General features: G+C 70.9%; 5 protein-coding genes. 3 read left to right on the forward strand and 2 right to left on the reverse strand.

The genetic code is table 11. From position 1 onward, the window contains the following. Positions 1-166: 166 nt before the first annotated feature. On the forward strand, positions 167-1,396 hold the full coding sequence (locus tag CKO13_RS11275; RefSeq protein ID WP_200261052.1) for an SAM-dependent methyltransferase: 1,230 nt from the start codon (positions 167-169) through the stop codon (positions 1,394-1,396). A gap of 42 nt (positions 1,397-1,438) precedes the next feature. Then, positions 1,439-1,909, forward strand: a complete 471-nt coding sequence (locus CKO13_RS11280) for a Crp/Fnr family transcriptional regulator (RefSeq protein ID WP_200261055.1) — start codon at positions 1,439-1,441, stop codon at positions 1,907-1,909. A 139-nt stretch (positions 1,910-2,048) separates the two neighbouring features. On the opposite strand, the gene CKO13_RS11285 is transcribed toward CKO13_RS11280, so the two are convergent. After that, on the reverse strand, positions 2,049-2,285 hold the full coding sequence (locus CKO13_RS11285) for a hypothetical protein (RefSeq protein ID WP_200261058.1): 237 nt from the start codon (positions 2,283-2,285) through the stop codon (positions 2,049-2,051). A 115-nt stretch (positions 2,286-2,400) separates the two neighbouring features. Between CKO13_RS11285 and CKO13_RS11290 the strand changes: the two genes are divergently transcribed. Further along, a complete protein-coding gene (locus tag CKO13_RS11290; protein WP_200261060.1) occupies positions 2,401-2,736 on the forward strand; it encodes a DUF4870 domain-containing protein in 336 nt (111 codons plus the stop codon). On the opposite strand, the gene CKO13_RS11295 is transcribed toward CKO13_RS11290, so the two are convergent. Continuing rightward, positions 2,684-3,474, reverse strand: a 791-nt coding sequence (locus CKO13_RS11295) for an HAD-IC family P-type ATPase (RefSeq protein WP_200261063.1), incomplete at its 5' end; no start/stop codon positions are given. The genes CKO13_RS11290 and CKO13_RS11295 overlap by 53 nt on opposite strands.

Below are 3,474 nucleotides of genomic sequence, written 5' to 3' on the forward strand. Positions count from 1 at the left end.
TGCGGTACCAGTCCCGCCGCCGCGCCGGGACTGGTACCGCAGCCTCGTCCGCGCCCGGCGGATGCTCAACTTCTAGCCGCCCTGCACAGTGCGGTAACGAGTCCCCCCCTGCGGCACGGCAACGCGGTTCAACGCGCGCCCGGCTATCGTGCATGATAATGGGGGTATGGGTATCGAGAAGCGCCTGGCACAGCAGATCCAGCACGGCACCCTCGAGCTGCGCTTCGAGGACGGCGAGCAGCGCGCCTACGGCACCGGCCGATCGCCCTACGCCGTCATGCGCATCCACCGCCGGCGGGCGCTGCGCCGGATCGCCCTCGACCCGGAGTTCATGGTCGGGCAGACCTACATGGACGGCGACTGGAGCCCCGGCGAGGGCGGGCTGCTCGCCCTCCTCGAGGTGCTGCTCGCCAACTTCCCGCCGGAGCACACCCAGGGGGCCAAGAAGTGGCTGATGCGCCTCGCCCGCCCCCTCCAGCAGTGGAACCGGGCCTCGGCGGCGCGGCGGAACATCGCCTCGCACTACGACCACGACGAGTGGCTCTTCCGCGGCTTCCTCGACGCGGACCTGCACTACTCCTGCGCCTACTTCCACGACCCGCAGATCTCCCTCGAGGCCGCGCAGCGCGCCAAGGTCGAGCACATCCGGCGCAAGCTGCTGCTCCGCCCCGGCGACCGCGTCCTCGACATCGGCTGCGGGTGGGGCTCGACGGCGCTGCAGCTCGCCCAGAGCGAGGATGTCCACGTCGTCGGCCTGACGCTCTCCCGGGAGCAGCAGCGCGCCGCCCGCGAGCGCATCGCCGCCGCCGGGCTCGAGGACCGCGTCGAGATCCGGCTGCAGGACTACCGCGAGATCGAGGGCCCCTTCGATCGCATCGTCAGCATCGGCATGTTCGAGCACGTCGGCGTGCCCTTCTACGACGAGTACTTCCAGCGCGTCCGCGACCTGCTCACCGACGACGGCGTGGCCCTGATCCACACCATCGGGCGCTTCCTGCCGCCCGGGGTCACCAACCCGTGGATCCGGCGCTACATCTTCCCCGGCGGCTACATCCCCTCTACCTCCGAGGCCATGGCCGCCATCGAGCGCGTCGGGGTCTGCACCACCGACATCGAGGTCCTGCGCCTGCACTACGCCAAGACCCTCGCCCATTGGCAGGCGCGCTTCCAGGGCATGCGCGAGCAGGTCGCCGCCGCCAAGAGCGAGTCGTTCTGCCGGATGTGGGAGTTCTACCTCGCCGTCAGCGAGGCCGCCTTCTACTGGCGCGGGATGATGGTCCTGCAGCTCCAGCTAGCGCGGCAGCAGGACGCAGTGCCCCTGACGCGGGACTACCTGTACAGTGGCAGGCTCGAGGAGCAGCCGCTCCACTCCGTGCCCGAGCAGGCGGTAAGCTGACCCCGGCGCGGCGCTCGGAACCGAGCCCAGGAGATCCGTACCATGACCGCTTCCGTCGCCAACCTCCTGTCGGACCAGGAGCTTTTCCGGGGCATGGGGCGCGAGCCCATCGAGCGCCTCGCCGCCCACGCGGCGCCGCGCTCGCTCGAGCGCAACGAGGTGCTCTTCCGCCACGGCGAGCCGGCGGAGCACTTCTTCCTGGTCCGCAGCGGCGGGGTCGTCCTCGAGGTGCCGGCGATCAGCGGGCCGACCCTCGAGGTCCAGCGCCTCGCCGCCGGCGAGATCCTCGGCTGGTCGTGGCTGATCCCCCCCTACCGCTGGAACTTCGACGCCCGGGCCGTGGAGGCCAGCGAGCTGCTCGCCTTCGACGGCGTCGCCATCCGGGAGGCGTGCGAGCACGACCCCGAGTTCGGCTACGCTGTGCTCAAGCGCTTCTCGGCGCTGATGTCCCAGCGCCTCGAGGTCGCGCGCCAGCGGATGATGGAGAACTGGAGCCCCCCCGGCTTCGCCTGAGCCCCGGACCCCGCCGCAGCGCCGGCGGACCGTAAGCCGCACCCTCGAGATCAACTGTTTTCGCCAATGCAACCCAGGATTTGCGCAGGATCAGGGTAGCCGGTATTGTACAGTGCGGGTCGGGGGAGAAAGATTCGCCCTAGCGGGTATTCAGTATGGAGGTGTCCAGAATGAGCGAGGATTCGAACGAGAAATCGACCAAGAAGACCCAGGAAACGGGGAGCACGAGCAGCAAGTCCAGCACGACGAAGACCTCCAGCGCCAAGAGCTCGTCGACGGGCGAGACCAGCTCCTCGAAGGGCAGCGCTACGCAGGCGTCCGGCGCCGGCAGCAGCGGCTCCGGCAGCACCAGCACGGGGGCCGGCAGCGGCTCCACGAGCCGCAGTACCGATCAAGCGGCCGAGAAGGCGTCCTCCGCCTCCGCCGAGAGCGCCTCGTCAAGCGAGAGCAGCGGTGCGGGCACCGGCAGCAGCAGCAGCGGGGAGCCGTTCATGGGCAACTCCGGGCTGCCGCGGCACGTCGCCGCCGGGCTGTCCTACGTGCTCGGCCCGATCACGGCGGTCATCTTCCTGGTCCTCGACCGGGCGGACCCGCTGGTGCGCTACCACGCCTCCCAGTCCCTGGCGCTGTCGGCGGTCATCGCCGTCGCCTGGATCGCCGTGGCCATCCTGGCCATGGGCTTTGCCGGCATGCCGATCATCTTCTGGCTCGGCTTCATCTTCCTGCTCTACATGGCCGTGATGTCGTTCCAGAGCAAGGATTGGGAGATTCCCTTCATCGGGGACTACTCGCAGAAGCTCGCCGATAAGGTGAGCCCCGAGGAGTAGCCCCCCCTGGCGCGGATCCGCTCGCCGGATCCGAGGCAGGCACGGATCGCGGGCCGGCGTCAGCCGGTCCGCGATTTTTTTGTGGATCGAACCGGCGCAGCCGCAGGCTGTTGCTGACCACCAGGATGCTCGACAGGCTCATGGCCGCCGCCGCCATGATCGGCGACAGCAGCACGCCGAGCCACGGGTAGAGGACGCCAGCGGCCACGGGCATCAGCGCCAGGTTGTAGGCGAAGGCCCAGAAGAGGTTCTGCCGGATGGTCCGGAAGGTCCGGCGCGACAGGGCCACCGCCGCCGCCACCCCGCGCGGGTCGCCGGCGAGGAGGATGACGTCGCCGGCCTCGATGGCGATGTCGGTCCCGGTGCCGATGGCGATGCCCACGTCGGCGCCCGCGAGGGCCGGGGCATCGTTGACACCGTCGCCGACGAAGGCCACGCGCTGGCCGGCCTCCTGCAGCCGCGCCACCTCGCGGGCCTTGTCCGCGAGCAGGACCTCCGCGAGCACCTCGTCGATCCCGAGCGCCGCGGCCACGGCGCGGGCCGTGCGCTCGTTGTCGCCGCTGAGCAGGGCCACGGTCAGCCCCTGGGCGCGCAGCGCCGAGACGGCCTCGGCGGCCCCGGGCTTGAGCGGGTCGGCCACGGCGAGCACGGCGGCGAGCTCGCCGTCGACGGCCACGTGCAGCGGCGTGCGCCCCTCCCCGGCCAGCCGCTCGGCGGCGGCCGCGCCGGCCTCGACGG

Origin of the sequence: Halorhodospira neutriphila (assembly GCF_016584055.1) — a bacterium.
In the GTDB taxonomy this organism is placed as follows: Bacteria; Pseudomonadota; Gammaproteobacteria; order Nitrococcales; family Halorhodospiraceae; genus Halorhodospira; species Halorhodospira neutriphila.